Annotated in this window: 27 protein-coding genes and 2 pseudogenes; 9 read left to right on the forward strand and 20 right to left on the reverse strand. The window is 34.6% G+C overall.

Annotated features, from left to right (window positions below; translation table 11 throughout):
• The first annotated feature begins 50 nt into the window (after positions 1-50).
• Both CIGN_RS07950 and CIGN_RS07955 read left to right on the forward strand, forming a co-directional pair.
• Positions 51-1,121 (forward strand): Mrp/NBP35 family ATP-binding protein, encoded by a 1,071-nt coding sequence (locus tag CIGN_RS07950; RefSeq protein ID WP_086229610.1) that lies wholly within the window; start codon positions 51-53, stop codon positions 1,119-1,121.
• Between the two features lie 20 nt (positions 1,122-1,141).
• Positions 1,142-1,516, forward strand: coding sequence for a group III truncated hemoglobin (locus CIGN_RS07955; protein WP_086228635.1), 375 nt, complete (start codon positions 1,142-1,144; stop codon positions 1,514-1,516).
• A gap of 45 nt (positions 1,517-1,561) precedes the next feature.
• Here CIGN_RS07955 and CIGN_RS07960 read toward each other — a convergent pair whose 3' ends face one another.
• Positions 1,562-2,095 (reverse strand): GNAT family N-acetyltransferase, encoded by a 534-nt coding sequence (locus CIGN_RS07960; RefSeq protein WP_086303148.1) that lies wholly within the window; start codon positions 2,093-2,095, stop codon positions 1,562-1,564.
• On the reverse strand, positions 2,092-2,535 hold the full coding sequence (locus CIGN_RS07965) for a low molecular weight protein-tyrosine-phosphatase (protein ID WP_086303150.1): 444 nt from the start codon (positions 2,533-2,535) through the stop codon (positions 2,092-2,094). The genes CIGN_RS07960 and CIGN_RS07965 overlap by 4 nt, the downstream gene beginning before the upstream one ends.
• Positions 2,536-2,819: 284 nt before the next feature.
• On the opposite strand from CIGN_RS07965, the gene CIGN_RS07970 reads away from it, so the two are divergent.
• Positions 2,820-3,116 (forward strand): hypothetical protein, encoded by a 297-nt coding sequence (locus CIGN_RS07970; protein WP_086225265.1) that lies wholly within the window; start codon positions 2,820-2,822, stop codon positions 3,114-3,116.
• Between the two features lie 43 nt (positions 3,117-3,159).
• Here CIGN_RS07970 and CIGN_RS07975 read toward each other — a convergent pair whose 3' ends face one another.
• The 16 genes and pseudogenes from CIGN_RS07975 to rsmA all read right to left on the reverse strand — a co-directional run bounded on the left by CIGN_RS07975 (position 3,160) and on the right by rsmA (position 14,557).
• The gene (locus CIGN_RS07975; RefSeq protein WP_086298488.1) at positions 3,160-3,471 is read right to left on the reverse strand and encodes a type II toxin-antitoxin system PemK/MazF family toxin; all 312 of its coding nucleotides are present in this window, start codon (positions 3,469-3,471) and stop codon (positions 3,160-3,162) included.
• Between the two features lies 1 nt (position 3,472).
• Positions 3,473-3,727: an AbrB/MazE/SpoVT family DNA-binding domain-containing protein gene (locus CIGN_RS07980; RefSeq protein ID WP_086225263.1), complete on the reverse strand. Its 255-nt coding sequence runs from the start codon at positions 3,725-3,727 to the stop codon at positions 3,473-3,475.
• Positions 3,728-3,861: 134 nt separating this feature from the next.
• Positions 3,862-4,215: a hypothetical protein gene (locus CIGN_RS07985; protein ID WP_086303152.1), complete on the reverse strand. Its 354-nt coding sequence runs from the start codon at positions 4,213-4,215 to the stop codon at positions 3,862-3,864.
• A gap of 163 nt (positions 4,216-4,378) precedes the next feature.
• The gene (locus tag CIGN_RS07990; protein ID WP_086303154.1) at positions 4,379-4,654 is read right to left on the reverse strand and encodes a vWA domain-containing protein; all 276 of its coding nucleotides are present in this window, start codon (positions 4,652-4,654) and stop codon (positions 4,379-4,381) included.
• Positions 4,655-4,663: 9 nt separating this feature from the next.
• Positions 4,664-5,386 (reverse strand): hypothetical protein, encoded by a 723-nt coding sequence (locus CIGN_RS07995; RefSeq protein WP_086303156.1) that lies wholly within the window; start codon positions 5,384-5,386, stop codon positions 4,664-4,666.
• Positions 5,387-5,711: 325 nt separating this feature from the next.
• Entirely contained in the window at positions 5,712-5,852 is a 141-nt protein-coding gene (locus tag CIGN_RS08000; protein WP_086303221.1) for a BspA family leucine-rich repeat surface protein, read from the reverse strand.
• 20 nt (positions 5,853-5,872) lie between these two features.
• Entirely contained in the window at positions 5,873-6,577 is a 705-nt protein-coding gene (locus CIGN_RS08005) for an SIR2 family NAD-dependent protein deacylase (RefSeq protein WP_086303158.1), read from the reverse strand.
• A gap of 66 nt (positions 6,578-6,643) precedes the next feature.
• A complete protein-coding gene (locus CIGN_RS08010; protein WP_086303160.1) occupies positions 6,644-7,318 on the reverse strand; it encodes a hypothetical protein in 675 nt (224 codons plus the stop codon).
• Positions 7,319-7,438: 120 nt separating this feature from the next.
• On the reverse strand, positions 7,439-8,323 hold the full coding sequence (locus CIGN_RS08015; RefSeq protein WP_086303162.1) for a hypothetical protein: 885 nt from the start codon (positions 8,321-8,323) through the stop codon (positions 7,439-7,441).
• A gap of 72 nt (positions 8,324-8,395) precedes the next feature.
• A complete protein-coding gene (locus CIGN_RS08020) occupies positions 8,396-8,914 on the reverse strand; it encodes a DUF1643 domain-containing protein (protein ID WP_086303164.1) in 519 nt (172 codons plus the stop codon).
• Between the two features lie 66 nt (positions 8,915-8,980).
• Positions 8,981-9,055: pseudogene (locus tag CIGN_RS08025) on the reverse strand (arsenate reductase/protein-tyrosine-phosphatase family protein); the annotation flags it as partial.
• A gap of 82 nt (positions 9,056-9,137) precedes the next feature.
• On the reverse strand, positions 9,138-10,082 hold the full coding sequence (locus CIGN_RS08030; RefSeq protein ID WP_086244913.1) for an HTH domain-containing protein: 945 nt from the start codon (positions 10,080-10,082) through the stop codon (positions 9,138-9,140).
• A gap of 1 nt (position 10,083) precedes the next feature.
• Positions 10,084-10,848, reverse strand: coding sequence for a pseudouridine synthase (locus CIGN_RS08035; RefSeq protein ID WP_086233589.1), 765 nt, complete (start codon positions 10,846-10,848; stop codon positions 10,084-10,086).
• A gap of 1 nt (position 10,849) precedes the next feature.
• The gene (locus tag CIGN_RS08040; RefSeq protein ID WP_086303166.1) at positions 10,850-11,803 is read right to left on the reverse strand and encodes a KpsF/GutQ family sugar-phosphate isomerase; all 954 of its coding nucleotides are present in this window, start codon (positions 11,801-11,803) and stop codon (positions 10,850-10,852) included.
• Positions 11,804-11,814: 11 nt separating this feature from the next.
• The gene (locus CIGN_RS08045) at positions 11,815-13,782 is read right to left on the reverse strand and encodes a ribonuclease J (protein ID WP_086303169.1); all 1,968 of its coding nucleotides are present in this window, start codon (positions 13,780-13,782) and stop codon (positions 11,815-11,817) included.
• Entirely contained in the window at positions 13,751-14,557 is an 807-nt protein-coding gene (gene rsmA, locus CIGN_RS08050; RefSeq protein WP_086303171.1) for a 16S rRNA (adenine(1518)-N(6)/adenine(1519)-N(6))-dimethyltransferase RsmA, read from the reverse strand. Before rsmA ends, CIGN_RS08045 begins: the two co-directional genes overlap by 32 nt.
• 63 nt (positions 14,558-14,620) lie before the next feature.
• Between rsmA and hisF the strand changes: the two genes are divergently transcribed.
• Genes hisF through rlmN form a run of 3 tightly spaced genes read left to right on the forward strand, consistent with a single transcriptional unit; the run spans position 14,621 to position 17,012 of the window.
• Positions 14,621-15,382: an imidazole glycerol phosphate synthase subunit HisF gene (gene hisF / locus CIGN_RS08055; RefSeq protein ID WP_086228617.1), complete on the forward strand. Its 762-nt coding sequence runs from the start codon at positions 14,621-14,623 to the stop codon at positions 15,380-15,382.
• Between the two features lie 26 nt (positions 15,383-15,408).
• Positions 15,409-15,939, forward strand: coding sequence for a phosphorylase family protein (locus tag CIGN_RS08060; protein WP_086225306.1), 531 nt, complete (start codon positions 15,409-15,411; stop codon positions 15,937-15,939).
• Positions 15,936-17,012 (forward strand): dual-specificity RNA methyltransferase RlmN, encoded by a 1,077-nt coding sequence (rlmN, locus tag CIGN_RS08065; RefSeq protein ID WP_086225249.1) that lies wholly within the window; start codon positions 15,936-15,938, stop codon positions 17,010-17,012. The genes CIGN_RS08060 and rlmN overlap by 4 nt, the downstream gene beginning before the upstream one ends.
• A gap of 432 nt (positions 17,013-17,444) precedes the next feature.
• Here the strand turns inward: rlmN and CIGN_RS08070 are convergent, their stop codons facing one another.
• Entirely contained in the window at positions 17,445-18,422 is a 978-nt protein-coding gene (locus CIGN_RS08070) for a pseudouridine synthase family protein (RefSeq protein ID WP_086303173.1), read from the reverse strand.
• A gap of 80 nt (positions 18,423-18,502) precedes the next feature.
• Here CIGN_RS08070 and purB point away from each other — a divergent pair, with 80 nt between their 5' ends.
• The 3 genes and pseudogenes from purB to CIGN_RS08085 all read left to right on the forward strand — a co-directional run bounded on the left by purB (position 18,503) and on the right by CIGN_RS08085 (position 23,202).
• Positions 18,503-19,834, forward strand: a complete 1,332-nt coding sequence (gene purB, locus CIGN_RS08075; protein WP_086303174.1) for an adenylosuccinate lyase — start codon at positions 18,503-18,505, stop codon at positions 19,832-19,834.
• Between the two features lie 20 nt (positions 19,835-19,854).
• Positions 19,855-22,233: a ribonucleoside-diphosphate reductase subunit alpha gene (locus tag CIGN_RS08080; RefSeq protein ID WP_086303175.1), complete on the forward strand. Its 2,379-nt coding sequence runs from the start codon at positions 19,855-19,857 to the stop codon at positions 22,231-22,233.
• A gap of 158 nt (positions 22,234-22,391) precedes the next feature.
• Positions 22,392-23,202, forward strand: a pseudogene (locus CIGN_RS08085) (amino acid permease).
• Between the two features lie 23 nt (positions 23,203-23,225).
• On the opposite strand, the gene ruvC reads toward CIGN_RS08085, so the two are convergent.
• On the reverse strand, positions 23,226-23,702 hold the full coding sequence (gene ruvC / locus CIGN_RS08090) for a crossover junction endodeoxyribonuclease RuvC (RefSeq protein ID WP_181892548.1): 477 nt from the start codon (positions 23,700-23,702) through the stop codon (positions 23,226-23,228).
• Positions 23,703-23,823: the final 121 nt, after the last annotated feature.

The raw sequence follows: 23,823 nt of genomic DNA on the forward strand, positions 1-23,823 counted from the left end.
AAGATTTATAATTTTTAGCTAATATACCTAAATTTTAAAAAGGAGTAAAAATGGATGAAAAAATTCTAGACAGACTAAAAAGCGTGATCTACCCAGGCTTTAAAAAGAGCATTGTAGAATTTGGCTTTGTCAAATCCACAGATCCAAAGATCATAGTAGAGATCACCTCAGCCAAACCAGAAGTAGCTCAAACTATCAAAAATGAGATAGAAAAGCTAAATTTAAACAAAGAGATAGAGATCATCGCCCCAAAGCCTCAAACCCAGCAATCCAACTCACAAAGCGGCAAAAATATCGCCCCACAGATTAAAAACTTCGTAATGGTAAGCAGCGGCAAAGGTGGCGTAGGCAAATCCACAACTACTTTAAATTTAGCCATTAGCCTAGCCAAACAAGGCAAAAAAGTAGGGCTATTAGACGCTGATATCTATGGGCCAAATATCCCAAGAATGCTAGGTGTCCAAGGCAAACAGCCCGAAGTCATAGGCCAAAAGTTAAAGCCACTTCAAACTCACGGAATCGAGATGATGAGCATGGGGCTTTTGATAGAAGAGGGTCAAGGATTAATGTGGCGTGGCGCTATGATTATGAAGGCTATAACTCAACTTTTAAATGAAGTTGAGTGGGGAGAGCTAGATATCTTGCTTCTAGATATGCCTCCAGGCACAGGCGATGCGCAAATCACCCTAGCCCAAAGCGTGCCAGTAACAGCTGGAATTTGCGTTACAACTCCGCAAACAGTCGCCCTAGATGACTCTGCTAGAAGTCTTGATATGTTCGAAAAGCTCCATATCCCAGTCGCTGGCGTGATAGAGAATATGAGTGGATTTATCTGCCCTGATAATGGCAAAGAGTATGATATATTTGGCAAGGGTGGAGCTGATGCTTTAGCTAGTGAGTATGATACTACGATACTAGCTCAAATCCCTATAGAACCATCTGTTAGAATAGGTGGCGATAGCGGAAGGCCGGTTAGCTTTTATGAGCCAAATTCAATCAGCGCTAAAAGATATGAAGAGGCCGCTACAAAACTATGGGAGATTATAGAAGATATCAACGCAAACGGCGGTGCTGATAACTCAGCTATTCAGCCTGATATGAGTAGATCTGGCTGTCATTAATCAAATTTAAAAGGATAAAAATGAAATACAAAGAGATCACAAACGAGAGCATTGCTAAGCTTATGGAGAGCTTTTATGAAGCTATTAGAGAAGATGAGAGCGGTCTTGGCGAGATATTTAATAACAAAATCGGCACAAGCGAAGAGGCGTGGGACGCTCATAAGGCTAAGATTGGTGAATTTTGGAAAGGGATGCTCATAGGTCAGAGCGAATTTAGAGGTAATCCTATGCAAGCTCATATGAATCTTGATCCATTTCCGCCTGAATATTTTGATAATTGGCTGAATTTGTTTAAAAAGAGCTTAGATAGCATTTATGAGCCTGAAATTGCCGATATGATCTTAATGCGAGCGCAGATGATCGCAAATAGATTTAAATCAGTTTTATACTCATAATTAATATCCAGCCAAATTTGGCTGGATATAGCTAAATATTATCTGCTATTCAAATTTAAAATCAAAATAATTTTTGCTCTTAAATAGATTAAACATATCTATAAATTGCTTAGAATCAAACTCAAAATTACTATAAATACTATAGGTCATTTTGCAATATGATATTTTATAACCAGAATCTTTAAATCCGTGATTGTTATAAAATTTACTGCGTTTGACTCTTTGTAAGTAATCAGTAGCTTTTGGATCTAAACTCTCAATCTCTAAGACAATTTGGCTAAAATTTGATTTTAAAATTTCTAAAATTAAACCACCAAAACCACGCCCTTGATACTTAACACAAACTGCTAAAAATGCTAAATAAGATATATTTTCATAGCTATATATAGCAGAATAACCTACAAACTCATTATCATTATAAAAAGAGAAAATAGATAGATTTTCATCATTTGCATATATGTTATTAGATAAATTTATTGGTGCTACTAGCTCATTTGAAGGGAAAACTTCTGAATTTAGCCTTAAAATATCTGTAAAAATATCGCTATTTACATCAACTAATCTACAATCCAAACTCATTTACAAACCTCATCAAGCATCGTATTTATCGCATTTTTAAGCATATTATAAACGCTTTGAAAATCACTCATATCACCATAATACGGATCTGGAATTTCAGCCCCATCAAGCCCAAAATCCCCCATCAAAGCTACCTTATTGCCAAGCTTTAAACGCAAAATATCATCATAATTTTGCCTATCCATCGCTATAATCAAATCAAATTTAGAATCACTCCTATCAATTTGCCTACCTTTTAGCATAGAGATATCAACTCCATTTTGCCGCCCAATCCTTATAGAGCGACTATCTGGTGGCTCTGATATATGATAATTGCTAGTTCCTGCTGAATCTATCAAAATATCCAAGCCACGCTCTTTGGCTACCTTTCTTGCGATACCTTCAGCCAAAGGCGAGCGACAAATATTACCAAGACATACAAATAAAATTGATTTAACCATTAAGACCTCTTATATTTTATTTTAAAATCAATTATTTTGATTTTGTTGCTTTTGCGTAATGGATGTGGCGGATAGCCATCTTTCCATTTATACATTTTCTTTCCTTTTAATTTTAATTATCTTAGAAATTCTAGAATTCTACCACCATTTCTAGCTAAAAAGTTTGTAAAACCAAAATATTTCCTTAATTTATAATTAAAATTGTTTTGTGAATTATAATAAAATTAACATTAAATTCTAAGGAATTCTAGAATTCTGCTATAATTTTATAAAAAGGATGAAAAATGAGTTTAAAAAATATTTTTTATATTGTGTTTAACACACTTCCTACGATTTGCAAGCATTTTAGCACGACTGCTAAGCTCACATGGTTTGCCTATCAAAACTCTGATAGTATAGAAAAGCTAAAAAACGCAAGCACAAAAGATGAAAAAATAAACGCCGCAATAGAGCTAGCCAAAAAAGTTTTGGAGTTTAAAAAAGAAAATCCAGCCGAGTTTAACGAAGCATTTGATGCACTTGGCGAAATAATTTTAAAGATTGAAAGCGACAAGGATTTTCGCAAGAGCATTTTGGGCTAAAATCAGCCTAAGCAATTGCTAGAATTGCTTAACTCAAATCTTTTTAGGCAAACATTAAGCCCAAAATCTCTTTTACTTCTTTTATTTTCTTGCTATCTAGCTCGCCGATTTTGCTCACAAATCGCTCTGTGCTTACGCACCTTACTTGGTCGCAGAGTATCTTTGCGTTTTTATTTAGCAGAGTAAAACTCACTCTAAAAGGCGCAGCAAAGCCCTTTGAAGTAATTGGTGCGATTATGCGAGTATTTAGGTAGTTTAGCTCATTTGGCGAGATGATGAGGCAAGGTCTTTGCTTTTTTATCTCAGCACCCATTGTGGGATCGAGGCTTACCCACCAAATCTCAAACCTGCTCATTCTACCACTCCCAGTCTTTTTGTTCTACATCACAAGTGGCAAAATCATCTATTAAATCACTTTTATCGTTTTTAGCCAGCTCTCTTAGCTTTTTTGTATCCCAGCTTGAAATTTTGCTAGTTTTAAGAGGCTTTATAAGCAGTCCGTCTTTTAAAATCTCCAAGCTTACTTTATCAAAACCAAAATGCTCTATTATATTTTTTGGTATTCTTATGCCTTTCGAAGTGCCGATTGAGATTATATTTGCAGTAGTCATTTGCTCTCCTTTTCATAATTATAAAATAATTATTTTTAAAAAGAGATAAAAGATTTTTAATCTAAGGAATTCTAAAATTCCCTAGCTAGCATAAGCCACAAGGGAATTTTAGAATGTTTGTAATATTTAAAAATTTATGCTTTATACTGCACTTTAATCGTCATTTTATCATTCGAACCAAGAGTTACTTTTATAGGACAACCATCAATTTGTGAACCATTAAATGATAAACCTACTGTATTATCTACTATTATTTCCATGTTATCAACACCATTTTCTTTACCTTGCTTGATTAATGTAGAAACCATGTCCTTTTGAGCTTCGATTTTATCTTTTTGAGTCAACAAATCATAGCCTTTTTCGAGTGCCATTTTAATCAAAGCAATAGCTGGATTTTGAATAAAATCTAAAATACCACTCTTATTGCTTAAAAGAAAATTTTTAGCAGTATTAAAACCATTTTGTGTTGTTAAATCAAAACTTGTCATTTTTTCTCCTTTTTTAAAAATTTGCTAATTATAGCAAAAAATACGATTTTTAGCGGATATTAGCGCAAATTTTCCGCTAGCTCGCCTAAGACTTTCACATTTTTTCCATCATATAAAAAATGCTTATCAAAGTAGCCAAGGCTCTTTGATTTTTCTGTAATGTCTAGCAAAAAAAGCGGTTTTCTTGCTCTCTTTGCTTATCCATTTTGCCTACGATTATTTGGCTAAGCTCGCCAAAATCCCCATCGCTAATTACTAGCAAATCGCTTTTTTCAAACTCATCTTTGCTCATCATCTCCACGCCTTTTTCTAGTGCCTTGCCTACACCTGTGCTACCTGCTATTAGCACATTTAAATCGTAGTTTTGCGTTTTGTTTTTGCTTAGCTCAGTTTTTGCCATAGCGATGATCTCTTCAAAATTTACATTTACTTCGTTCATTTTTGCCCCTTAGAATTCTAGATTTTCTATGCTTAGGCTAGGAAACTGCGCTTTTAGAGCTTGGTTTGCTCTTTTTAGCTCAGCCCAAAGAAGTAGTTTTGAGCCTAGTTTTTGTTTTTTTATAAGCTCTGCGGCTGTCTTTAACGCACTCTTAAAGCTCCCATCACTCTCATCATCAAGCAGACCAGCGACATTAGTACCCACCTTGCTAGCTAGCTTATCAGCCTTAAAGATATAAAGCGCATTAGTAAAAAGTACGCTAACACTATTTGCTCTATCTTTAGCAAAACTTTCTATCTTACTAGCAGTATTAAGCAGCTCATTTTTTGCTTTTTGGTGGCTTAACCTGCTAGCCTGCTCTTTTAGCAGTTTGCCAAACTGGGAGTTTATACTCTCATTTGAAAACTCAGAACAGACTATATCAATGATACCAAATAACAGCGAATCGCACTCACTAATAGCATTTAGACCTTTGTCTATAAGCTCCAAGTCTTTGTTAATTTCTGCACTCTGTCTATCTAGTTCTGCATCAATTTCTTCATCGCTCATTTTTTCAAAGTCTAGCTCTTTTTGCTCTCTAGGCTCATCATCAGCAAACGACTCACCCAGCTCATCACCAGCAAGGCAGATTATCTCAAAATCCTCGCATATTTTTTTAACCCCAGCATTTAGCACCTCAGTGATTTTAGCTCTATCGCCACCTTGTAGTTCAGTTAAGATTGTTTGTAGCATATTTGCTCCTTTTAGTAAAATTGTAAGCGTATTTTACAAGAAGCATGCGACATCTAATGTCGTAAAATGATAAATGAGAAAATAATTTTAAAAAATTTCTATGTTTTCTAGTAAATGTAAATGAAAGATTGAAATTTAGTAGCTTTTATTATTAAATAGGTGTATAGTTTGCAAATTATATATCTGCTAACAAATAAAGAACTTGAGTAATTACCACGCTATTTATTTGCTTCATAGATAAAATAACAGCGTGGTAAGTAATCTTTTTGCATTTTTTATCGTTTAGTAAGTAGGTAAAACCTTTACAATTATGAAACATGCGACACTAAATTTTAAGATTTGCTGACTTATCTAAGGGATGATTAAAAGCCCTAGCTCCATTAAACATGTTTTCTGTGTTTTCTACACTACTTACATACCAGTATCCAATAGGGATATTAAAACAAGCGCATCTCTTAAGCTCTATATAGCTATTTTGCTAAAATTCTAGTTAAAAAACTTCTCTATATCAGCTTCTATTTTTGGCGCAGCAGTTGTGGCTTTTTCTATGTAGCATTTGCTGAATGCGTGGTCTATATCGCTTTTATCAAGGTTGTTTAAAATGCTGTTTTTAGCGTATTTAGCAAAGCTTGCCACATCTAGCACCTGCCCGCTCGTGCCTATGCATACAAATAGTGAGTTCTTGGCATAGCGCAGAGCCTCTAACTCGTGGTATAAAGTAGCATAAAAAGGTGCTGCTTCGCCAAACATAACGATATTGTGGCGAAACTTCTTACACCCACATTTACAAATATGCTCTCTAGCATTTATAGCCTCGTAGCCGATATACTCTATTTTCTTACAATTTTGGCAGTAAATCTCAGGCAAAAATCCGTGTAAATGAACGACACCAGCGCAGCCTGCTCGCTCTAGTAAATCATCTACATTTTGCGTTAGCACGGATATTTGCTCGCCATAGCGTTCTTTTAGCCTTGCTATCATTTTGTGAGCTTCGTTTGGCTCACAGCCAGCTAACTGAGCCCTACGCTTGTCATAAAAATCTAACACTTTTTGTCTATTTTCTCTAAACCCACGAGCCGAGCAAACCTCCATTATATCATACTCTTCCCAAAGTCCGTCAGAGTCTCTAAAAGTCCTTAGCCCACTCTCAGCCGATAATCCAGCACCACTTAAAATAAGCACTTTTTTCATCTTTACTCCTTAAAAATACTCAAAACTCTAGCCAAAATTCCAGACTATAATAGAATTTTGAAAAATTTATATAATTTTTGTTACTAAATAATAAAAAGTTCCATCACTTCTTTCTTCATTTACATTTGAAAAATTCTTCCACTCCATTGTATAACTACCTTTTAGTATTATGGGGTCTTCAATGCCTTTTTTCGTCCCAGCGCCAGTATGTTCTGCCCATTTTAGCTCACCATGTTTTGTAATTCCATGTTGAAGTGAAAAATCCTTGTAAACACAATCATTGTTTTGCGGTGATTCAAGATATGTTTTATCATTTGTGAGAAAAACAGCATAGCCCTCTTTAAAATTATTCTTTTCTTGTCCTTTTATGATTTCTATTTTTTGTTCTTTTATGCTTTCTATTCGCATAATGTCTTTTAGATACAAATAACAGCCTATATCTTTTGCCCCTTGGTTTTTTAGATTGAAAACCTCTTGAGTTATTTTATCTATCATTTCTTCTTTTTTGCTATTTTTAGTTTTGTATTTTAGCTCTATCGGTATCCATTTATTGCTAATAAATACAAGAATATCAATGTGCATTTTATCATCAAATGTAGGTACATACTCTAATCTTACTTTCGCATTAGTATACATTTCTTTTATAACCAAAGCCATTTCTAACTGAAAATCAGCCTCAGAACAAAAAATTTGACGCTTGCCTTGTAATGTTTTTATTATTTCTGTCATGTTAATTGACATTTGATACCTCTTTTTTTGAACATTTAGATTTTTGAATTATATCTAAAATTTTTGTGCTTTTAATTATTTTTTGTCTTTACAAAATCATGACAAATTTAGCAGACTATTTGAAGTCTTTTTCTAGCTCTCTTTGTATAAACCACTTAAATTCCTATCTTCTTCCATTTTGTCTGCTATCACTTTAAATACATCACTTAGCGTGGTATTGCTTGGCTCTGGGGTTTTAAAATACGAGCTTACATCGTAGTTATCACTCCACAGTGAGCGAGCAGTTTGTCCGGTGACAGAGCCGATGACTTGCCTATTTGCGCTTATTATCTCATCGCAGAGCCGATTAAAAAACAGCGCCTTAGCGTGAGTAAAAGCAAAATCCTTTATCCACTCAGGCAAATAAATCAGCTCTTTAAGCAAAGCCAAATTTATCTCGCATTGCTTATCAAAATTGATTATATCGCACTTTTTGGCAATGCCATAGAACTCGCTACTCTCATCAAAAGCATCATAAATTTTAAATCTATTTATCCCGCAAATATACTTGCCACCGCACTCATACTTGCGAACTACCCTTTGGGCGATAGGAGAGATAGGCAGGCTTGCTGATTTGGCAAATGCGATAAAGGTAGTGGCAAAAACAGCCTCGCCGCTCTCGTCCTTGCCACGACCAAAAGCCACGGCAAATTCTATATCTCCACGCTTTCTATGCTCTTTTAGCTCTTTTGGGTATTTTTGGTTTGCCTCTTTGCTAAACACGCTAAAAATCGCAATTTGCTTTTCTTTGATTTTTGCGATGATTTCATCTTTTTTGTCACTATAAAGCCTAGCAAAAAGAGCCTCTGAAATGCGCCTTTTGCTCTCATCTTTGTGTGAGTTTCGCACCCAAAGAGCCTCGCTTTTTATAAGCTCATTTATTTGGCTTAGCATTTGCGCCTTCGCAGCTTTATCCATCGCTTTGAATTTTTTAGAATTTTCTAAGAATTCCAAGTAGTTTGTAAGATTTGTATACATTTTATTATCCTTTCTGCCGATACATTTTTTGCATTTTGGCAATTATAGCATAATTCTAGCTAGAATTACAGACTATTTATTGTCGTTTTTTATTTCAAAATCAATTATTTTGATTTTGTTGCTTTTGCGTGATGGATGTGGCGGATAGCCATCTTTTGTGATAGCATCGAGGCATTTTATATTTCGGCTACTACATAGACTTAAAATATCATCTAAACATTTTTGTAGATATTTACGCTTTTTTAACACCACGCCATAGCAAAGCAAAATATCACTATTTTTGTATTCAGCTAAAATAGCTTTTATTTTTTCTAAATTAGACTTATGTATTTTTTCATCAAAGTTAGCAAGGTCACTAGGATTTGTAGCTATTAGTGGATAGAGATTTAGCATTACAAAACCATCATAGCCGTTATTTTGTAGAATTGAGCATAGATTATTCATTGTAGCATCGCATTCGCCACCACTTGCTACGCTAGGATTTGCGCCGATACAAATTAGCGTATTTTTACCCTTTTTACCAAGCATATATCTACATTGCTTGTCTTTATCGCAAATATCAGGCTTAAAGCCATCTTTCCATTTATACATTTTCTTGCCTTTTAATTATCTTAGGAATTCTAGAATTTCCTAATTTTAACTTAAAAAATTAAGCGCCTTTCTTGCGATACCTTCAGCCAAAGGCGAGCGACAAATATTACCAAGACATACAAATAAAATTGATTTAACCATCGATATTTTGCTCCACTTATTTTAAAAATCTTTTAAATTTATTTAGCATCTGCGAAGCATCGTATTGCTATTAAATTTATTTTTATCCTTTGATTTTCTTCTCTTTTAGATAGCTTTCTAATCTCTCATCATCTAAAACATCATCAAATTCGCTTTTGCTTCTATAATCTTTTTCTATATTAAACTCTTCTACGCTCTCAAGAAATTTTTTAAAATCAGGATTTTTATCGCTTAACTCACTCATCACAGAATAATCCAATCTCTCCCTAAATCTCGCCCTAGCCAAAATCACACTTTCATCGACATTTTGTGAGCTTAGACTTACAATCCCTATACCAAATGAATAGCTAAGGCGCTTGATTAAATCCATAAGCTCCTCATCGCTCTCATCGATATCAAGTGCGACCAAATAGCCCTCATTTGCCCAGCTTGAGTTACTCACAGCTTGAAAGTAATACTCTCTAAAATTACCCACACTAAGATGCTTTTTCATCTCAAAAGCGTAAATTTTAATCGGCAAAGAGTCAAATTTGCCTATAAATCTATTTAACTCTTTTTGATAATCCCTATACTCAAAACTCACACCAACTATATCTGGATATAGCCATTTGTCTGCGCCTTTTTGGGATTTTTTGCTACTTTCGTGATAAATCGTCTTTGTATAGGCTTTGAAATTTTCATTAAAAGAGACAAATCTACTTAAAAGCGGATGCAAATCCCTTTCGCTATAAGAAGTTTTTGGCTCTTTTATCTCGCTATTTTTCTCCATTTGAGCTTCTAAATTTATAACTTGATTTTTTAGCTTTATAAGTATAGGTTTTGTAGCCACTACTTCAAAAATGCTATCTGCTTCTTTAACATTCATATAAATAGCAGCTCCAAAACTCTGCCACGGCGTTTTGCCATTTAAATTTAGCTCTTTAGTAAGCCCCATTTCATTTGCTATATGATACATTTTAATTGGATTTAACGCCTCTTTTTTACGCTCTAATATCTCCTTTGCCACCTCTATAATAGATTTTGCCATATCAATATCTCACTCCATTTTGTTTTAAAAAATCTCTTAAATCATCATATTCGGAATTCGTGAAATACCGCCATTTCCCCTCGCCTAATTGATCCAAGCTAACCCTACCAAAGCTAACTCGCTTTAGATCCATAACCTCTAAATCAAAATAGCCAAAAAACCTTCTTAACTCTCTATTTTGCCCCTCATTTATGATGACTTTTAGCCTTGTGTAGCCACCGCTTTGGCTTATGATTCTATAGGCTAAAAATGGTTTAAATTCCATTGAAATTTGCTTTGTTTTAGCATGAGCTCCTTTAGTAGCATCCTTAGCAAAAAAGCCTTCACGCATCGCATTTATAACTTGTTCTGTGATATTGCCTTTAATTTTTAGGTAGTATTCACGCTCTATATCACTATCCATAAGAGCCTGAGCAATCGCAGGAGCGTCAGTCAAAAGCAAAAGCCCCTCACTAGCAAAATCTAGCCTACCGATACTAATAAATTTAGAAAATCCCCGTGGCAAGCTATCATAAATCGTCCTTCTGCCACGATCGTCTCTTTTGGTTACTAGCTCGCCTTTTGGCTTGTTATAGACTATGACGCTAAATTCTTTTTTGAGCTTAACTAGCCTTGAGCCGATTCTTACCTTATCGCCATCTTTGATATCAGTTGATAAGTCGCTTATAATTCGCCCATTTATACTGACCTTACCAGCCTTGATAAGCTCATCAGCCTCACGGCGTGAGTAGTTTGTATTGTGTGAGATAAATTTATTGATACGCATTTTATAGCCCTAAGCTCGTTAAATCATGAATATGTAAAAGACCTATTGGTTTTTGATCTTTTTGTATTATGAGAATTTGAATCTTATACTCTTCTATTAATCTAAATGCATCATATGCTAACATATCTGGATTATCTAGAGTTTTTGGATTTTTGGTTGCAAATTCTATAGCCTTAGAGTTAATATCAAAGCCATCTTGTTCTAATGCTCTTCTTAAATCTCCATCGCTTAAAATTCCACTAAGCTTGCCATCATTATCTACTAAAATCACACTACCTAATCTACCTTCGCTCATTGCTGTAATGGCTGATTTTAACGATATATCATCTTTGGCAATTGGTAAATTTGATTTTCTCATAGTATCTTTTACCTTTAGATATAGCCTTTTGCCAAGGCTTCCACCTGGATGAAATGCTGCAAAATCCTCGCTTTTAAAATCTCTAAGCTTCATAAGGCAAACAGCTAACGCATCACCAAGCGCTAAGGTTAGCGTAGTTGATACTGTAGGCGCTGCGCCTATTGGACAAGCTTCACGCTCTATATCTATATTTAAATTTACATCACTTAAATTGGCTAAGCTTGAACCTGATTTAGAGATGCCTATGATTTTTATATCTCTTATTTTAATATGCGGAAGAATAGCTAATAGCTCGCTACTTTCGCCACTATAACTAATAGCCAAAACTGCATCATCACTCCCAATCATCCCCAAATCACCATGCATAGCCTCTGTTGGATGGATAAAAAAGCTAGGCGTTCCAGTACTTGCTAAAGTAGCAGCAATCTTAGCTCCAATATGGCCGCTTTTGCCAACGCCAGTTACTATTAGCTTGCCTTTGCAGCTATAAATTAAATTTACAGCTTTTTGAAATTCGCTACCAACTAAACCAGCCTGACGCCTTAACTCATCAGCTTCTAAATTTAAAACTTCACTTGCAATTTTAGCTATATCCATTTTTAACTCCGTTACATCAGATAGACAACTGGTACAATTGTCGGATATTTTTTAAGCTTTCTAAATATATGCTTTCTAATAACTTGACGAATTTGATTTTCTAACGCTCTTTGGTCATTTAGCATATCATCTTTGACATTAGTTAAAAATTGCAGCAATATCTCTTCAAGCTCTTTACTTAGACTTCTTGCATGTCTTTCGCTTACTAATCCATAGCTAATTACTCTATTATGAATTAGAGTTTTAGCATTTTTATCAATTTGTGAAATGATAGTAACAACTCCAGCCTCAGCTAACTTTTGACGATCAATTACTACATCATCGGCGATCTGTTTGTTTATCTGATTATCTATAAATACCTTACCAGTTTTAACTGTTTTTACTCTTTTGATATGGCGTTGGCAAACCTCAACTTGATCTCCATCACTCATCAAATATATATTTCTCTCATCAATTCCACAGCTCATCGCTGTCTCTTTGTGTTTGACTATGTGATTATACTCGCCATGAACTGGAAGGAAAAATTTAGGTTTAATCAGCCTTAACATAAGCTTTTGCTCCTCTTGGGCTGCGTGTCCACTTACATGAATTTCGCTAAAATCTTGATGAGCTACATTTGCTCCACTTTTTAATAAGAAATTCAAAATCGTTGATACGCTGGTTTCATTGCCAGGAATTGCTTTGGAGCTGATGATTACTTGATCACTTGGCTTGATTTTGATATATTTATGCTCATCAGTCGCCATCCTATATAGAGCGCTCATTGTTTCGCCTTGACTGCCTGTTGTGACTATTAAAACCTCATTATCTGGATATTTGACAACTTCATTTGCATCTATAAAAATCTTGCGATCTAAATTCACATATCCAAGCTCGATAGCCGTCCATAGATTTCTCTCCATACTTCTGCCTATCACGCAGACTTTTCGGCCATATTTTATGCCACGCTCGATAGCTTGATAAACCCTATGGATATTTGAGCTAAATGTACTCATTATTACCCTGCCCTTAGCGGTAGCAAATATAGAATCAAAGGTCTTTCCAACGCTACTTTCGCTCTTTGTGATTCCATCTTTGTAGCTATTTGTAGAGTCGCTTAATAAGCACAAAACGCCCCTTTCGCCATAATATGCTAAGCGATTTAAATCCGTTGGATAGCCATCGATTGGAGTGTGATCAATCTTGAAATCGCCAGTGTGGATTATAGTTCCAGCCTTTGTAGTGATGGCTAACGCACTAGCATCGATTATAGAATGAGTGATATGTATAAGCTCAAATTCAAATTCCCCAAGCTCATAGACCTTGCGTTTTTCAATCGGGCGAAAATAGCTTCTATAAGACTTTAGTCCATGCTCTTCAAATTTATTGCTTATCATCCCTAATGGAAGTGGCGTAGCATAAATTGGGAATTGAAATTCTTTGAAAAAATATGGCACCGCACCGATATGATCTTCGTGTGCGTGAGTTATGATAATGCCTCTGATTTTGTTTTTAATCTTTCTGACATAGTCAAAATCTGGCACCAAAATATCCACGCCATGCATACTCTCAGTAGGAAAGCTCATACCGATATCAATGATAATCGCATCGTTATTTGTCTCGAAAATAGTCATATTTCCGCCGATCTCGCCAAGACCGCCAAGCGGAGTTATAGTGATTTTGTGTTCGGCTGAATTTAGGTATTTGAGTGGTTCAAGACGCAACTCATGACTAGCCTTATTTGCTTCTATGGCGGCTTTCATATCTTTTTGCCACTCTTCGTTGCCACTGATTTTTACTGTTGGATTGCTATTTTTGCGACGCTTTTTAGCTTTTTTGGCTTGCTCTTTTGACTCATCGGTTTTGGTAGTTTCATCAATTTGCGAATTTTGATCCTTAGCTGCGTGTTTCGCCTCTTTTTTTAGATTATCTTTATGATTGCGATATCTTCTTTTTTTGCTAGGTTTTTCACCTAGAGTTTGTGCATTCTCTTCGTTCATTTTTAGCCTCTTTAAATAGTTTTAAATATAAGGCGACACAAAGCTCATGAGGACGAGTAGTAAGCGGTAAATTATGTTTAGCCAAAAAGCTCTCTACAATAGACTTTGAGCAAAAACAAGCTAAATTTTTAAGTAAAGTTTTACGTGGAGCAACAAATGCAGACCTTAAAAACCGCTCAAATTCACCAAGCTCAAAATCATCTACTAAATTTCTATTTTTAATAATCCTAATAACCGCTGAGACAACCTTTGGCTCTGGATTAAACGCAGTTGCAGGCACATCAAAGAGCAACTCTACATCACCCCTAACTCCAGCTAAAATAGCCAAAGCACTAAACTCGCTATCACTTGGTTGTGCGCTAAATTTCAAGGCTACCTCTTTTTGAATCATAACAACAAGCCCCTTGCATCTGCTATCGCTAAGTGCTTTTAATATCATATTTGTCGCTACATAGTATGGCAAATTCGCTACTAAAAAATAGTCCTGCCTAGATATCTCATGCCAAGATTCAAGGGCATCAGTATTGGTTATTTTTAGTTTATGCTGCGAAATTTCACTAGCAAATTTATCTAGCAAAATCTCATAAAGCTCGCTGTCTATCTCAAAACACTCGATTTTCCCACTCAGTTGTACAAGCTTTTGTGTTAAATCACCTAAGCCAGGCCCAATCTCTACGATCCTTTCTAAATCATTGGGAATCGCTTGGATGATTTGACGCTTTATGCTCTCATCGGTTAAAAAATTCTGACCAAATTTCTTTTTTGCACGTATCATAGGTGGCTATTTTAGCTAAATTTGACTGAATTTATAGTAAAATAAAAATAAAAAGTTTTAAAAATGGAAAATTTCGCTAAAAGAATCATACCTTGCTTAGATGTAAATAATGGAAGAGTTGTCAAAGGTGTTAATTTTGTAGGGTTAAAAGATGCTGGTGACCCAATCGAAGTAGCCAAAAGATATAATGATGAAGGTGCTGATGAACTATGTTTTTTAGACATTACGGCTAGTAGCGATGGAAGAGATACCATAGTACATGTAGTAGAAGAGGTCGCAAAACAATTATTTATCCCTCTTACTGTAGGTGGTGGAATTCGTAAAATAGATGATATATCAAGGCTGTTAAATGTTGGCTGTGATAAAGTCAGCCTAAATTCATCAGCTGTTGATAATCCAAATTTAATTTATGAAGCTGCTAATAAATTTGGTTCTCAATGCATTGTAGTTGCTATAGATGTCAAAAAAAATAGCAATGGTAGTTATAATGTATTTGTTCATGGAGGACGAAAAGATACCGGACTAGATGCGATACAATGGGCTAAAAGAGTCTATGATTTAGGTGCTGGAGAGATACTTTTAACCTCTATGGATAGCGATGGAACCAAGGCTGGATATGACTTAAATATAACATCGGCCATATCAAACTCAATCCAAATTCCAGTCATTGCTAGTGGAGGAGCAGGCACAATGCAGCACATCTTGCAAGCTTTTCAAAATGGAGCTGATGCAGCGCTTGCAGCTAGCATATTTCATTATAAAGAGATTGAAATTATGAAATTAAAAGAATTTTTAAAAGATAATGGAATTGGGGTTAGAATTTGAGTCAAAATAAGCTTAATAGCAATACTTTGATAGTTTGTGCCGGAGAAATGGAGAGTTTTCAATTTGCTACAACAATTGGAATTGGAATGGTTGAACCAGCAATAAATTTAACTAAAATTTTACTTAATTTAAAACAACTACCGAAAAAGATTATATTTATTGGAAGTTGCGGAATTTATGGCAATGAAAATTTGCTTAAAATTTACCAAAGTTCTTTAGCATTTAACTATGAAATTAGTGGAATTATAGGGCTTAGCTACACTCCTATCAAGATAAATTTGCCTAATGTTTCACAAAAAACAATTTTAATAAATTCATCAAACTTCATTACAAATTCAGCTGAAATTTCAAAAAAATTTAAAAATTTAGGTTTCACAGCTGAAAATATGGAAGCTTACAGTGTACGATGTGTAGCAAATTTATTCAAAATAGATTTTGAATGCATTCTATGCTCCACAAACTACTGCAATGAAAATGCACATGATGATTTTATTAAAAATTATCCACAAGCCAAAGAAATAATTACAAAATATCTAAAATCAAAAGGAATTATATGAAAAATTTGCTTGATTATACTCAGGCGGAGCTGTCTGAATTTATCCAGCCAAAATTTAGAACAAAGCAAATTTATGAGTGGATATATAAAAAAAATGCAAGATCATTTGATGAGATGAGCAATCTACCAAAAGATATTAGAGAAAGATTAAAAAATGAATTTTATATCGAACCACTAGAGATGATCAAAAATGAGATTAGTAGCGATGGAAGTATAAAATATCTTTTTAAACTTAAAGATGGCAAAACAATTGAAAGTGTGCTATTACCGATGAAAGAAGAGATTGTAGATGAAAATGGTAAAACACAAAAACATGCCAGATATACAATCTGTGTAAGTTCTCAAGTAGGATGTAAAATGGGTTGTAGCTTTTGTTTAACAGCCAAAGGCGGATTCATACGCAATTTAACTGCTGGAGAGATCGTAGGACAAATTCTATGGATAAAAAGAGAAAATAACATACCTTATGAGAGAAGAGTAAATATCGTATATATGGGTATGGGCGAGCCATTAGATAATCTAAATAATGTATCAAAAGCTATAAATATTTTAAAAGATAATGATGGTCTAGCTATAGGAGCAAGACGCCAAACTATCAGCACAAGTGGGTTAGCTACACAGATTAAAAAGCTTGGTGAAATGGATTTGGGCGTGCTTTTGGCTATATCTTTACACGCTGTTACAGATGAATTAAGAGAGAAATTGATGCCAGTAAATAAGGCTTATAATATCGCTAGTGTGATGGATGCTGTGCGTCAATTCCCTATAGATATGAGAAAAAGAGTTATGTTCGAATACCTAATAATGGATAAGATAAATGACAATCTTAGCGACGCAAAAGCCCTTGTAAAGCTACTTCACGGGATTAAAGCAAAGGTGAATTTAATCCTTTTCAATCCACATGAAGGTAGTCCATATCAAAGACCATCGCAAGAAAATGTAGAAAAATTCAGAGATTACCTTCAATCTCGTGGCGTTACATGCACAATTCGTCAAAGTAAAGGACTTGATATCAGTGCTGCATGCGGACAATTAAAAGAGCGAAGTAAAGGGGAAAATAGTGCCACTGCTTGATATAATTCAACTTGTTTTTATTGTCATTGTCGTTGCTATTGGATTAATCGGAATGATATATGTGATAAAATCTGATAAATGAATTTTAATACTAATTGATCTATCCCTAACTCATCTTTAAAAATTTAACTATTTTTTATAGTAATTTTAATCATATTTTAAGTTAGGGGTGGGGGGGTAGAATACTCTTTTTAGACCAAAAAAAGGAGTAATTATGAAAAAATTTATCCTATTCATCACCCTAGTTGCAAGTGCTATCTTTGCTAATGCATATGATTTATCCTATGATTCATCTAGTTATGAATACCAAGGATTATCTAATAGAGTTGATTAACTAGAAAGAGAAAATAGAAATCGTAAAAGAGATGCTCAAATGAGAAGTCTAGGTACCGATGATTTCTATAGATAAAATTTGCCATTTGACCCAGGTTTTTAATCCATTTGCGCAAATGGACTTAATCCAAATTTCATCTTGGAACTGATATCAAATTCAGTTCCATTATAGTTAAATTTGAGCCGATTTGAGTGAAGCATAAGTCTATTAGCCCCACTCTTTTGGATACGCTCATTTTTGCTCATTTTGCCATCTAAAATTCTCTCTATATCACGTCGTTCAAGCCCATAAATTGGATCACCTAAAATTTTATGTTTCACATAAAACAGGTGAAGCCTAAGCTGATGCTGGCGTCCAGTTAATGGAATACATTCAACCAAAGTTGCATTTATTTTCTCGTCAAATTCAATCGGCCTAAATAGTGTTATAGCACGCTTACCATTATCACAAATTTGCATTCGAATTTTAATATCATCATAATCTCTTGTAATATCCATCGCTCTATCTATCACAAGCCAATTCTCATCGTTAATAAAACTAAATTTATCTACAAAATCCATATAATTTGCTGCTATGAATCTCTTAAATTTACTCTCCTGAACTTTACCACTCACCAATGCTAAATAGCTTTTAAAAATACATCTACTCTCAAACATCGCCTTAAGTTTTTTAGTAGTTTCTATACTTTTGCCAACTACAATAATTCCACTTGTCTCTTTATCTAATCTATGTGCTACAGATGCATTTTTTCCCCATAAGCTCCAAATCTCATCACATAGGCTATAGTTACAATTCCTACCATTTGGATGGGTCAAAACTCCACTTGGTTTATCAAAAACTCCAAATTCATCAGATTCAAAAATTGGCTCTAATCCAACTGGCTTGCACTCATAATCTATAAAAAATAATTCACCATTTACAGTACTATTTTTATCTAATGTCACACCATTTTTATCAATTAATCTACCCTTATCACAAAGCTTTTGAGCTTGGCTCATTGTATAGCCACGTGATAACAAAATTTGATAAGTTTTTTGCCCGATAAATTCACCAATTTTCATCTTAATATATGCCATTTATTAACCTAATTTTTAGAACATTTTTTATATAATATCAGATTAAAATTATATAAAAATTTAGCAAAAAAGGTTCTGAAATGGTAGAGAGATACGCTAGAAAAGTTATGAGTGATAAGTGGAGTATGCAAGCTAAATATGATGCATGGCTAAAGGTTGAAATAGCAGCAGTCAAAGCGTGGAATAAGCTAGGATTTATTCCAGATAGTGATTGTCAAAAAATCTGCGAAAATGCTAAATTTGATATTGCTCGCATAGATGAAATAGAAAAAACTACAAAACATGATGTTATAGCATTTTTAACAAGTGTTAGCGAGAGCTTAGGCGAAGAGAGTAGATTTGTCCATTTTGGTATGACAAGTAGTGATTGTATCGATACAGCTGTGGCTTTGCAGATAAAAGATAGTATGGAGTTAATCTTAGATGATGTTAAAATTTTAATGGAAACTATCAAAAAAAGAGCTTACGAGCATAAAAACACTCTAATGGTTGGCAGAAGCCACGGAATTCACGGAGAGCCTATAACATTTGGTTTAGTTCTTGCTATTTGGTATGATGAGATCAAAAGAGCCTATGAGCTACTAAACCACGCTAAAAGCGTTATTAGCACTGGTATGATAAGCGGTGCGATGGGTAATTTCGCTCACTCTCCACTTGAATTAGAAGAGCTAGTATGCCAAAACTTAGGCCTAAACCCAGCCCCAGCAAGTAATCAAGTAATCCAAAGAGATCGCTACGCTCAAGTGATATCGGCTCTAGCCATACTAGCTAGTAGTTGTGAGAAGATAGCAGTAGCGATAAGACACTATCAAAGGACAGAAGTTTATGAAGCTGAGGAGTATTTTAGCCCAGGGCAAAAAGGCTCAAGCGCTATGCCACACAAGAGAAATCCAGTTTTAAGTGAAAATGTAACCGGTATTTGTAGAATGATTCGTAGCTACGCTATACCAGCTATGGAAAATGTCGCCCTTTGGCATGAAAGAGATATCAGCCACTCAAGTGTAGAGAGATTTATCTTGCCTGATGCCTTTATAACGAGTGATTTTATGCTAAATAGATTAAATGGCCTACTAGCAAATTTGGTTGTATATCCAGAAAATATGATGAAAAATTTAAATTTAACCGGTGGATTAGTCTTTTCTCAAAGAGTCCTTTTAGAGCTACCAAAACAAGGCGTAAGCAGAGAAGACGCATACAAAATCGTCCAAAGAAATGCTATGAAAGTTTGGGCTGACTTACAAGAGGGCAAAAAAGCTCTTAATGAAAATGGTGAGAGTCTATTTTTACAAAATTTACTAAATGATAATGAGCTTAGACAAAAACTCAATGAAAATGCGATAAAAGAGTGTTTTGACTACACTTACTATACAAAAAATGTAGATAGAATATTTAAAAGAGTATTTGAAATTTAATATAAAGGCATAACTATAATATGAAAGTTATAAAAAGAAATGGCAGAACTGAAGAGCTAGATATATCTAAAATCAAAAAATACACAAGCGAAGCAGTAGCCGGACTAGATAATGTCAATTTAAGCGAGCTTGAAGTTGATGCGAAAATTCAATTTCGTGATAATATCACAACTGACGAGATCCAGCAAACTCTCATCAAAACCGCAGTTGATAAGATAGATATAGATCGCCCTAATTGGACCTTTGTCGCAGCTAGGCTATTTTTGTATGATTTGTATCACAAAGCAACTGGATTTAGCGGATATAATAGCCTTGAAGATTATCTAATCAAAGGAGAAAAAGAGGGCAGAATCTTGCTTGGTTTAAAAGAAAAATATGATCTTAATGATCTAAACAACTATATAAAACCAGAGCGAGATATGCAATTTACATATCTTGGGATTAAAACTCTATATGATAGATATCTTATAAAAGACAAAAATGGAAAACCTATAGAGCTACCTCAGCAGATGTTTATGGCGATCGCTATGTTTTTGGCTCAAAATGAGCTAGATTCTCAAGGTTGGGCGAAAAAATTTTACGATATCATAAGCAAATTTGAAGTAATGCTAGCAACTCCAACTCTCTCAAATGCTAGAACCACAAGGCACCAACTATCAAGCTGCTATGTTGGAAGCACTCCTGATAATATCGAAGGAATTTTTGATAGTTATAAAGAGATGGCTTTGCTCTCTAAATTTGGTGGTGGTATCGGCTGGGATTGGTGTAAAGTGCGTGCTATGGGCGGTAGCATTGATGGGCATAAAAACGCAGCTGGTGGGATAATACCATTTTTAAAAGTTACAAATGATATCGCAGTTGCAGTCGATCAGCTAGGGACTAGAAAGGGTGCAATAGCAGTTTATATCGAGCCTTGGCATATGGATGTAAGCGACTTTTTAGATCTTCGTAAAAACTCTGGCGAAGAACGTCGCAGAGCTCATGAACTATTTCCGGCTTTGTGGATAAATGATCTTTTTATGAAAAGAGTAGAGAATAATGAGAGATGGACGCTATTTGATCCAGCTGATACGCCTGATCTTTGTGATCTATATGGCGATAAATTTGAAAAAAGATATCTAGAGTATGAAAATAACCAAGATATCGCTAAAAGCGTAATCCAAGCCAAAGAGTTATGGAAGAAAATTCTTACAAGCTATTTTGAAAGTGGTATGCCGTTTTTATGCTTTAAAGATAGCGCAAATAAGCTAAATCCAAATTCACACAAAGGCATAATTAGAAGCTCAAATTTATGCACTGAAATCTTCCAAAATACTGAGCCGAATTACTATCAAACTAAGGTAATCTACACAGATGGTAGCTATGATCTATTTGATGAAAATCTAGAAGTAACAGTTGATGGTGGATACACTAAAAAGGCTAAAAAAATTACCGCTTTAGATAGATTAAATAACAAAGATATATTTATAGTAGAAAAAGGCTTAAAAGAGGGCAAAACCGCCGTTTGTAACCTAGCAAGTATAAATTTAAGCAAAATCAACACCCCTGAAGATATAGCAAGAGTTACACCAATAGCCATTAGAATGTTAGATAATGTTATAGATCTAAATTTCTACCCACATGCTAAGGTTAAACACACAAATTTAGCTAGTCGCTCAATAGGCTTAGGCGTGATGGGAGAGGCTGAAATGCTAGCTACAAAACAGATACAATGGGGTAGTTACGAACATCTTGAAAAAATAGATGAAATAATGGAAAATATCAGCTACAATGCCATTTACGCTTCATCAAATTTAGCCGTAGAAAAGGGCGTTTATCCAGATTTTCCTGGCTCAAACTGGAGCAAGGGAATCTTCCCAATAGACCTAGCAAATCCAAACGCCAAAGCCCTTGTCAATCGTGGCGGAAGTCTATTTGATGAAGGTAGTTGTGATTGGGCTAAATTAAGAGAAAAAGTCAAAAAAGATGGTATAAGAAATGGCTATTTAATGGCCATAGCGCCAACTTCTAGTATAAGCATATTAGTAGGGACAACTCAAACAATCGAGCCAGTATATAAGCGAAAATGGTTTGAGCAAAATCTAAGCGGTATGACCCCTTGCGTAGTCCCAAATTTGAGCCCTGAAACTTGGCAATACTACACTCCAGCTTATGAGCTAGACCAAAGAGTTCTTATCAAAGCAGGAGCAATCCGCCAAAAATGGATAGATCAAGGTCAAAGTCTAAATATATTTATGAGTTTAGATAAAGCTAGTGGAAAATATCTTAGCGATATATATATGCTTGCTTGGAGCTTAGGCGTGAAATCTACATACTATCTAAGAAGCGAAAGCCCAGACTCAAGCCACTTGGATAATAAACCAGTTGATCGTAGCATAGAGTGTGAAGGATGTCAATAAATTTAATTCATAGCTAAGATCTATTCTAGCTATGAATCTTTTTAATTCTATTTAATAAGAATTATCTTATCAAATCAAAATACATTAAAACGAGCAATGCACTCACGCCATTATATATACCTGTAACTGGAAGTTTTCATGAGCATGGAAGTAGATTTATTAGTTCATCTTTTAGATTTGCTATTAGATGGAATTACTGGTTTAACTGGGTTATTACAGTTGCTGCTGGAGAGGCTAAAGATCCAAACAGAAATATTCCAAAAGCTATAAATGCAATATTTTGGAGAATTTTGCTATTTTATATATTTGTTATTTTTATCATTGGTACGCTTTTATCTTTTACAGATCCAAATTTGCTCAAAAATAGCAAAACAGATATAGCTCAAAGCCCTTTTACTATTTTTGATAGAGCTGGAGTTGCCTTTGCAGCTAGCGTGATGAATGCTGTTATATTTACTGCGATATTTAGCACTGGAAATAGTGGATTGTACTCAAGCATTAAAATGCTCTATTCCTTAGCTAAAAGCTCCTAAAATATTTGCTAAGACTGATTCTAGAGGTGTTCTAGTTTATTCATTAATTGCTACTGCTACTATAGGTGTGGCTTGTTTTTTGACCTCACTTTTAGGCGATGATGCGGCATATTTTTGGCTTATTAATGCTTCAGCTTTAGCTGAATTTATCACATGGGCAGGTATAGCTTGGTCGCATTATAAATTCCGCAAAGCCTACATCGCTCAAGGCAAAGATATTAATGATCTACCATTTAAAGCAAAATGGTACCTACTTGAGCCAATTTTAGCACTTATAATGTGTATAATTGTAATAATTGAGCAAAATTATGAAGCCTTAATACAAGGTAGAGATTTTGTCACACTCCTTACTAGCTATATTGGATTGTGGCTATTTTTACTTATTTGGGCTGGGCATAAACTTATAACTAAAAGTAAAGCTATTGATCCACTTTAAGCCGATATAAAACGCTATAATTACTAAGATTTTATATTAAAACTATGAGTTAAAGCTATTGCTATTGCGTCTGTAATATCAAGTGGCTTTATCTCTTTAGTTATTCCTAGCATCTTTTTTACCATAAATGAAACCTGTTCTTTTGTCGCTTTTCCTTTGCCTGTTACAGATTTTTTGATTTGAAGCGGAGTATATTCACTAAATTCACCATGAATTTGCAAAATTTTAAGCATTAAAGCTCCACGAAATTGTGCAAGCTTTAAAACTGTTTTTGGATTATAAGCAAAAAATATATCTTCGATTGCTACTGCATCAATTTTATGTGCTTTAAATATTAGATCTAAACCTTCACAAAGCTGAGTAATTTGAAATTGTAAATCGTCTTGTTTTATTTTAATAAGTCCAGCCTCAACCAGTGATTTTCTATTGCCAAATTTCTGAATTATCGCATAGCCGCAATTGCGAGTACCAGGGTCTATTCCTAAGATTTTCACATATATCCTTTTAAGTTATTCACATTATTCACATCTTTAGTGAATTTAATTTATAATAATATCATAATAAGTCATTTTTAATTAAATTTTTAGTAAAATATTAGCCAATAAATTTAAAGGGAAAATA

The organism is Campylobacter devanensis (assembly GCF_002139915.1).
GTDB classification, from domain to species: domain Bacteria; phylum Campylobacterota; class Campylobacteria; order Campylobacterales; family Campylobacteraceae; genus Campylobacter; species Campylobacter devanensis.

Coding starts and splice junctions, on each gene's coding strand:
- CIGN_RS07950 (WP_086229610.1), top strand. CDS start 51: ATGGATGAAAAAATTCTAGACAGACTAAAAAGCGTGATCTACCCAGGC.
- CIGN_RS07955 (WP_086228635.1), top strand. CDS start 1,142: ATGAAATACAAAGAGATCACAAACGAGAGCATTGCTAAGCTTATGGAG.
- CIGN_RS07960 (WP_086303148.1), bottom strand. CDS start 2,095: ATGAGTTTGGATTGTAGATTAGTTGATGTAAATAGCGATATTTTTACA.
- CIGN_RS07965 (WP_086303150.1), bottom strand. CDS start 2,535: ATGGTTAAATCAATTTTATTTGTATGTCTTGGTAATATTTGTCGCTCG.
- CIGN_RS07970 (WP_086225265.1), top strand. CDS start 2,820: ATGAGTTTAAAAAATATTTTTTATATTGTGTTTAACACACTTCCTACG.
- CIGN_RS07975 (WP_086298488.1), bottom strand. CDS start 3,471: ATGAGCAGGTTTGAGATTTGGTGGGTAAGCCTCGATCCCACAATGGGT.
- CIGN_RS07980 (WP_086225263.1), bottom strand. CDS start 3,727: ATGACTACTGCAAATATAATCTCAATCGGCACTTCGAAAGGCATAAGA.
- CIGN_RS07985 (WP_086303152.1), bottom strand. CDS start 4,215: ATGACAAGTTTTGATTTAACAACACAAAATGGTTTTAATACTGCTAAA.
- CIGN_RS07990 (WP_086303154.1), bottom strand. CDS start 4,654: ATGAACGAAGTAAATGTAAATTTTGAAGAGATCATCGCTATGGCAAAA.
- CIGN_RS07995 (WP_086303156.1), bottom strand. CDS start 5,386: ATGCTACAAACAATCTTAACTGAACTACAAGGTGGCGATAGAGCTAAA.
- CIGN_RS08005 (WP_086303158.1), bottom strand. CDS start 6,577: ATGAAAAAAGTGCTTATTTTAAGTGGTGCTGGATTATCGGCTGAGAGT.
- CIGN_RS08010 (WP_086303160.1), bottom strand. CDS start 7,318: ATGTCAATTAACATGACAGAAATAATAAAAACATTACAAGGCAAGCGT.
- CIGN_RS08015 (WP_086303162.1), bottom strand. CDS start 8,323: ATGTATACAAATCTTACAAACTACTTGGAATTCTTAGAAAATTCTAAA.
- CIGN_RS08020 (WP_086303164.1), bottom strand. CDS start 8,914: ATGTATAAATGGAAAGATGGCTTTAAGCCTGATATTTGCGATAAAGAC.
- CIGN_RS08030 (WP_086244913.1), bottom strand. CDS start 10,082: ATGGCAAAATCTATTATAGAGGTGGCAAAGGAGATATTAGAGCGTAAA.
- CIGN_RS08035 (WP_086233589.1), bottom strand. CDS start 10,848: ATGCGTATCAATAAATTTATCTCACACAATACAAACTACTCACGCCGT.
- CIGN_RS08040 (WP_086303166.1), bottom strand. CDS start 11,803: ATGGATATAGCTAAAATTGCAAGTGAAGTTTTAAATTTAGAAGCTGAT.
- CIGN_RS08045 (WP_086303169.1), bottom strand. CDS start 13,782: ATGAACGAAGAGAATGCACAAACTCTAGGTGAAAAACCTAGCAAAAAA.
- rsmA (WP_086303171.1), bottom strand. CDS start 14,557: ATGATACGTGCAAAAAAGAAATTTGGTCAGAATTTTTTAACCGATGAG.
- hisF (WP_086228617.1), top strand. CDS start 14,621: ATGGAAAATTTCGCTAAAAGAATCATACCTTGCTTAGATGTAAATAAT.
- rlmN (WP_086225249.1), top strand. CDS start 15,936: ATGAAAAATTTGCTTGATTATACTCAGGCGGAGCTGTCTGAATTTATC.
- CIGN_RS08070 (WP_086303173.1), bottom strand. CDS start 18,422: ATGGCATATATTAAGATGAAAATTGGTGAATTTATCGGGCAAAAAACT.
- purB (WP_086303174.1), top strand. CDS start 18,503: ATGGTAGAGAGATACGCTAGAAAAGTTATGAGTGATAAGTGGAGTATG.
- CIGN_RS08080 (WP_086303175.1), top strand. CDS start 19,855: ATGAAAGTTATAAAAAGAAATGGCAGAACTGAAGAGCTAGATATATCT.